4 protein-coding genes are annotated in these 7,005 nt (G+C 40.8%); 3 read left to right on the top strand and 1 reads right to left on the bottom strand.

Going from position 1 to position 7,005, the window contains the following annotated elements; translation table 11 throughout:
* The first annotated feature begins 156 nt into the window (after positions 1 to 156).
* Both UYC_RS0134090 and UYC_RS0134085 read left to right on the top strand, forming a co-directional pair.
* Positions 157 to 2,775 (top strand): AAA-type ATPase lid domain-containing protein, encoded by a 2,619-nt coding sequence (locus UYC_RS0134090; protein WP_016876863.1) that lies wholly within the window; start codon positions 157 to 159, stop codon positions 2,773 to 2,775.
* 140 nt (positions 2,776 to 2,915) lie between these two features.
* Entirely contained in the window at positions 2,916 to 4,097 is a 1,182-nt protein-coding gene (locus UYC_RS0134085; protein WP_016876862.1) for a low temperature requirement protein A, read from the top strand.
* On the opposite strand, the gene UYC_RS0134080 is transcribed toward UYC_RS0134085, so the two are convergent.
* Positions 4,094 to 5,080: a CHAD domain-containing protein gene (locus UYC_RS0134080; protein WP_016876861.1), complete on the bottom strand. Its 987-nt coding sequence runs from the start codon at positions 5,078 to 5,080 to the stop codon at positions 4,094 to 4,096. The genes UYC_RS0134085 and UYC_RS0134080 overlap by 4 nt on opposite strands.
* A 325-nt stretch (positions 5,081 to 5,405) precedes the next feature.
* Between UYC_RS0134080 and UYC_RS0134075 the strand changes: the two genes are divergently transcribed.
* Positions 5,406 to 6,470 (top strand): DUF3616 domain-containing protein, encoded by a 1,065-nt coding sequence (locus tag UYC_RS0134075; protein WP_016876860.1) that lies wholly within the window; start codon positions 5,406 to 5,408, stop codon positions 6,468 to 6,470.
* Positions 6,471 to 7,005 lie beyond the last annotated feature (535 nt).

The raw sequence follows: 7,005 nt of genomic DNA, 5'->3' as shown, positions 1-7,005 counted from the left end.
ACTACTACCTCTATAAAAGTAAGGTGGGCATTACTGAGCTTCATAGAAAAGATTTAAAGATTTTAGAAAATGCCCACCCTACCTCTACCTTGCTCAAAGGTCTTGTCAACGAGATAATTCTTTATATACAGCAGGGCTGAGAGGGGAACAATTGCCATGAACTCACAACAGACAGTGATATGGCTACAGGAACGCACGGCTTTAGGAATTCTCTCACCTGAACCCTTAAGTGCGATCGCTCAAATCCTCGAAGAAAAAGTTTTTCCGGCAAACCACAATATCGCTACTGAAGGTACTCCTCCAGAGGCGCTTTATATTCTTTTGGAAGGTAAGCTCGAAAGCAATAGCAGTAATAAAAATAACCCAAGTTTAGCTGTTGGTTTTCTCCCCGGTTCTGTTATTCACTTACAAGAAATACTGTTGGATGAGTTGCCTCAGCGCACAATTACTACTATTACAGAATGTCGCTTTTGGGTTGTACCTGCTGCTCAATTTCGAGAAGTAATCAATCAATATCCAGAAATTGCTCAAGTTGTATCGCGGATGCTAGCACAGGAGTTGGCGCAGCTAGCATCTGCTTTTAACTACGAGCAAGAACGCTCTTTAGCATTGCGTCCTTATTTAGTCACAAAGGCGCGACGGGGTATTGTGGGGACGAGTCGTTATGCGGTACGTCTGCGCGAACAAATTCGGGAAGCAGCAAGCGATCGCAAGTCAGTTTTGATTTTCGGTGAACCAGGATTAGAAAAAGACAATATCGCTGCTCTGATTCATTTTGGTTCTAAACAGAGACGAGAACCAATTATCAAAATTAACTGCGGTATTCTCCAAACGAGCGGTGCCGAATTGTTTGGGCGTGCTGGTGGCAAACCCGGACTTTTGGAATGGCTGGGGGAAGGTACTCTTGTTCTTAACAACATCCAGGAAATTCCGCCTGAGTTGTTGCCACAAGTCAAAAAATTACTTCAAGATAATACCTATATTCCCGTCACTCGTTCAGGAGATTCACCCGGCGAACCCCGCACTAATCGTGCCCGGATTATGATAGTTGCGGAAAAAGCCCAGCCACAAATTGAGCGCTGTGTTGGTCGAATTATTAAAGTGCCACCGCTACGGGTACGAAAAGCCGATATTAATGCTCAAGTTGAATATTATATCAGTCTTTACACTCGCGCTAGAGGTATTGCCAAACGGCACGTCACCCCAGAAGCTTTACGTCGCTTACAGTCCTATGATTTCCCCGGCAATATCAAAGAGTTACAAAACTTGGTGGAACGGGCAATTGTCCAAGCCGGGGAGGCAAAAGAGTTAACAGAAGAAATTTTCTGGGCAGCGGAAACAAAGAAAAAGCGATTTCGGGTGAATCTTCTCAATGCCTATCCTAGTTTGCGGAAGTTTCTACGCAGTTCGTGGTGGCCCGATCGCATTAATTATGGCTTTACTACCGTAGCCTTTGCCTTTATTATCGCGGTATTATTTGTGGGGCCGCAAACACGCGATCGCAATTTTGCTTTAAATCTATTTTGGGCTTGGTGGTGGCCTGTATTTCTTTTCCTATTTCCCTTTCTTGGCAGGATCTGGTGTGCCGTTTGCCCGTTCATGATTTACGGTGAAATCACGCAGAAATTATCGACGTGGCTGTTTCCCAGACAACTTAAGCGCTGGCCACGAGAAAAAGCTGAAAAATGGGGCGGATGGTTTTTGTTTGGGTTGTTTACCCTAATTTTTTTGTGGGAAGAACTCTGGCACTTAGAAAATACTGCTTATCTCTCTGCTTGTTTGCTGCTGTTAATTACAGCTGGAGCAATGATTTTCTCTGCCATTTTTGAGAGGCGGTTTTGGTGTCGTTATCTTTGCCCAATTGGTGGCATGAATGGTTTATATGCCAAACTCTCAATGACGGAACTACGGGCGCAACAGGGTATTTGTTCTGCTACTTGCACCACCTATCAATGTTATAAAGGAGGCCCGCAAAAAGGTGAAGGGATGGAAACTGATGGATGTCCCTTATACTCTCACCCGGCACAGCTAGAAGATAACAGAGACTGCGTGTTATGCATGACTTGCCTGAAGGCTTGTCCTCATCGTTCCGTTGAGTTTAATTTACGTCCCCCTGGAATTGAATTGTGGACAACTCACATACCTCGTAGTTATGAAGTAGCACTGTTGTTTTTACTGTTAGGTGGAGTATATTTGCATCGTCTGCCGGAGTTGCAATCTTGGCTGGGAATACAAGTAGATTTAACTCAGTTTTTGCCGCATTTGGGATTATCGCTGCTGGCTTTGATTATTCCCGTGGCTATTCCTTTTCTGGGATATGGATTGATAAAGGTTTATTGCTGGTTGAATAATTACATTAAACAGTTACGAACCACAAAGGACACAAAGAACACAAAGAGTTTTTCTGTTACTTCTACGATAAAAGTCCCAAATCGGATCAAGCCGCGAGGTTTTGTAGAGTTAGCTTATGGTTACTTACCATTGGTACTGGGTGGTAACTTGGCTCATTATCTGCGTTTGGGCTTACAAGAAGGAGGGCGGGTATTACCAGTATTTTTTGCTACGTTTGGTTTAAATGGTGAACAATTGCCAGTTGTCGTAGCACATCCAGCTGTAATTGCTTTTTTACAGGGAACTACCTTGATTTTTTCTGTTTTCTTATCGATATTACTAACCCAAAAAATTGCTCGGCAACCGTTGCGCGTGCTGCTGTGGCAACATTTAGCAGCTATTGGTTTAGGAGCGAGTATGTGGCAGATAATCGTATCTAGTTAAAAAACGGCGTTGCTGAATAGAGGTATGAAATTTAAAAATCAGACATTTAAAACTCTTACTCTCTGCGGCTCTGCGTGAGACAAATTCATACTTTGAATCAGCAACGCCTAAAAAACAATTAACAATTAACAATCAACACCATGACAAATTTTCTCCAACCTCCACGCTTACGTACCAGTGAAGATAGTGAAGAACATCGACACGCCACTTGGCTAGAACTATTTTATGATTTGGTGTTTGTGGTTGCAGTTTCTCAACTCGCCCACAATCTCGAAGAAGATGTTTCACTATCAGGATTTTTAGGTTTTGTCTTTCTATTTATACCCGTGTGGTGGTCGTGGATTGGCACTACTATGTATGCTAACCGCTTTGATAGCGATGACATTGGACGGCGTTTGCTGGTTGCTTTACAAATGCTGACAGTGGCAGCACTGGCTGTTAACATCCACTACGGCTTGGGTGAAAGTGCACCAGGCTTTGCCCTTTCCTATGCTCTTGGGCGAGCTGTATTGATTGTAGAATACGTCCGCGCTGGTATACACATTCCCGCAGCGCGCCCCCTAACAACACGCTATGCTACAGGTTTTACCATTGCTGCTATGTTATGGCTGCTATCTGCATTTATCAGCCCACCTTGGCGTTTTGTTCTTTGGGGAGTGGGAATTGTCGTCGATTTGGTGACACCCTTTACAGCGACAAAGTTTCAACTTAAACTACTCCCTCACGCTTCCCACCTGCCAGAACGTTTTGGGCTATTTACAATCATTGTTTTAGGCGAAGCAATTATTGCTGTGGTTGATGGTGTTTCTCAGCAGAAATGGGATGTTTTGAGCGTAATTGCTGCTATATTCGGTCTTTGTATTGCTTTTAGCTTGTGGTGGGTTTATTTTGACAATCTTGGTGGTACACCAATTCAAACGGCGCGAGCAGAAGGAAAAATTAGTATAGTTGCAATCTGGCTGTATACCCATTTACCTTTAGTCATTGGTATTGCTGCGGCGGGAGTTGGTGTAGAAGAAGTGTTGTTGAGTAAGCAAACATTACCACTTGCTGATGCGACACGATGGTTGCTGTGCGGCTCTGTGGGTTTATGTTACCTAGCTTTAGGTATTCTTCACCGCACTGGCGTCATTCGCTACTGTAAAATCCGCTCTAAGTATAGAATCGGAACAACTGTTGTGGTAATAGCGATCGCTTTGTTCGGTAAAGGATTGTTACCTGTTGCAGTCATCGGACTTGTAACTGTAGCTTGTGCTGTACAAGTTGTGCAAGACTTATATCAGAGCCGCCCCACTACCCGCTTGGTTGAGCCAGGAATTTAGTCTTTGAGAGGCTGAAGTATTGTTAAACGCAATTCTTGTTTGGTTTCAGTTTTCAGATACTGCTCTTGCAGAGGTTGCCACTGTTGCCACATTTGATAACGGTTTTGGGCTAATATATTCGCCAGCGTAGGAAGTTGAGTGTGAAGTTCGCATTTGAAAACATCTACAAGCCACTCACTTAAAACCACACTATCTTGCATACCTCCCAAAATATCTTGGATGCCTTTTACTTGGGCAACATAATTTGTGTAAGATTCGCCATATAAGTCACTAAATAGTTCCATTTGGTAACGCAGGCGTTTAGTTTGTTTCCGCAAACTATGAAGAAGCTTACCATTGGTTGTCAATTCGTGTTCTATTGTTTCTGCTTCCCAGTCTTGTGAGATAATTACTCCTAAATGTTCCACTTGAGTTCCAACTAACCAACCTGGATGCAGCAAGAAACTACTGATCTCTGGCAAAAGTAAATCTGGTAAAACTTCTTGCATCGGTAAAGATGCTAGGGGTTGATAGCTAGGTTCATCCAACCAATCTTGTAAGCTTTGCTTTATGGATTTGTAACGCTCATCTTTAAATGTTGTGCGCACATCTTGTAGTGCTTTTTCACGTTGTTTTTCCAAAGCATCAAAAGCTGTTTGTAAAGATTGCCGTTCTTTTTTCGGTAAATCTGGTTGATCGAGATTTTCTAAAGTTTCTTTTAGCACATCTAAATCTCGCAAATTGCCAAGACGACGCGCAATTTTACCAAGACTTTTATCGTTAACTAACTTCGGCAAATTTAACGCTTGATCAAACCTAGTAACAGCAGTTCGCAGGCGACGTATACCTACTCGCATTTGATGCAGTGCTTCTGGATCTTTATCTTTTTTTACTTCTGTTTCCCATTTCAAAGTCTTTTTAAAGTGCTTTTGAATTGCTGAATAAGCATAGTATCCTAAACTTTTCACGTTGCTTTGTACTTTTGAGTTGCTAGCTAAGGTCATAGGAATTGACACACCTTAGACAAAAATAAATAATTGAATACAATATATTAAATAATAGCATTGATTATAATTTTGCATTGTTTTTTAACTTCATGATGTTTAGATTAATTAATGCGAATTATTGTCATATTTACTTTTTAGATTCCAATAATCAAAAATTTTTGATTTGTAAAGTAATTTAACAACAATTTTATTTTGGCATTTTTGTATTTCAAAATAGCTACTGCTTAATATTTTTATCAATTTTTATCAACAATCCTAAAGCTGAGTACTTTAATATACAAAAAATTATAAATGAAATCTATCTAAGTAGAGGGTGTGTAAAATGCAAGACTCAATTTTGCTAAATCAAGTTTTACTTACATTTACTAATAGTTTTAAAGAACACAGGGAAGACTTATCTGCGGTAATGCTGACAGATAAAAAGTATTTGTGGTTGGGATCGGATGAAACCTCAAGTATTGAACGTCTGTGTTGGGATAATCATAATTTTGCCCAGCACAAACAATTTCGTGTAGCAGAATATATCGATTTACCCGCACCAGAAGAGGAAGAAATTGATATTGAAGGTATTGATTATAGTGGTTATTATCTGTGGATAGTTGGTTCCCATAGCTGGAAACGCAAAAAACCAAAACCCGACAAATCTGACAGCAAAAACATTAAAAGATTAACAAAAGTTGAATCGGAACCAAACCGCTATATTTTAGCTCGCATTCCTCTTGTTGACGGTGAATTACAAAAATCTTGTACCCATCCGCAAGATTCTAATGTGCAGTTAACTGCTAGCAAATTAGAAGTAACGCAGCAGGGAAACTTACTGATGGAAGCTTTAGCAGATGATCCTCATTTAGGATTCTTTGTCAAAGCAGAAATTCCCGGAAAAGACAATGGTTTTGATATAGAAGGTATAACAGTCTATCAAAACCGTATTTTTATGGGTTTGCGCGGCCCTGTGCTGCGTGGTTGGGCTGTAATGTTGGAAATAGAAGTAGAATCTTCTCAAACCGGAGTGTTGAGATTAAAGAATATTTCAGAAGAGGGAAGGCAGTACAAAAAGCATTTTATGTTCTTGAATGGTTTAGGAATTAGGGACTTGTGCGTGCATGGAGAAGACTTGTTAATCTTAGCAGGCCCGACAATGGATTTAGATGGCCCGGTGCAACTATACTGTTTGCCAGGAGGCGTTCATTTGCAAGAAAATGTCCTTCATAGCCCAGAGTTAGTACAAAAAATTCCCTATGGAAATCGGGAAGATCATGCTGAGGGTATAACGCTAGCTCAAGATTTATTTGGAGAACCTTCGCTCTTGGTGGTGTATGACTCCCCAGCAAAGGCTAGGTTGGTAGATGATGGTGGTGTCATAGCAGATATATTCAAGCTTGGTTAACTCTTAAGCCAGTCGCTATGAAAAAGACACGACTAATTTAGTGCATGATATTTTGTAGGTTGAGCCGAGTTTACGAGACCCAACGTTCCAATTCATGTTGGGTTGCGCTGCGCTTAAATGCCAGGTGACGCCAGGTGCTTCAACGCGGGGAACCGCCTTTCTGGGGGGCTGCTTCACCGCACTGGCTCCCCAACCTACACCTGATACACCATTTTAGCCTTGACCCACTACAATTTAAGGTTTATTTTATAAATCATCTCTTATTCAGACTTTTTGATGTAGCGGCAACTTCACAAATATAGTTTTGATTTTAATTTGTTTGATAAATAAAAGATGAGAAGAATTAAAAATATCAAACTATTAGTATAGGTAAAGACACTGGGTTGTAATTTTTAATCCTTTCTTTTGATAGAGATAAATCAAATTTATTTGAGTTGAATTAGAAGTATTGTGTCTTGCAATCAGCCGATACAAGAGTATTTATCTTTAAATCTCTGTAAGAAATCGGTTGCAATATTATTTCTACAATTTGCCG

The organism is Chlorogloeopsis fritschii PCC 6912 (assembly GCF_000317285.1).
GTDB classification, from domain to species: Bacteria; Cyanobacteriota; Cyanobacteriia; order Cyanobacteriales; family Nostocaceae; genus Chlorogloeopsis; species Chlorogloeopsis fritschii.
Note: the sequence above shows the minus strand (reverse complement) of the source record. Positions and strands in the feature narration are given on the sequence as shown.

Bases quoted from the DNA above. Each gene is read 5' to 3' on its own strand.
- UYC_RS0134080 (WP_016876861.1), bottom strand. From the start codon at position 5,080: ATGACCTTAGCTAGCAACTCAAAAGTACAAAGCAACGTGAAAAGTTTA.
- UYC_RS0134090 (WP_016876863.1), top strand. From the start codon at position 157: ATGAACTCACAACAGACAGTGATATGGCTACAGGAACGCACGGCTTTA.
- UYC_RS0134075 (WP_016876860.1), top strand. From the start codon at position 5,406: ATGCAAGACTCAATTTTGCTAAATCAAGTTTTACTTACATTTACTAAT.
- UYC_RS0134085 (WP_016876862.1), top strand. From the start codon at position 2,916: ATGACAAATTTTCTCCAACCTCCACGCTTACGTACCAGTGAAGATAGT.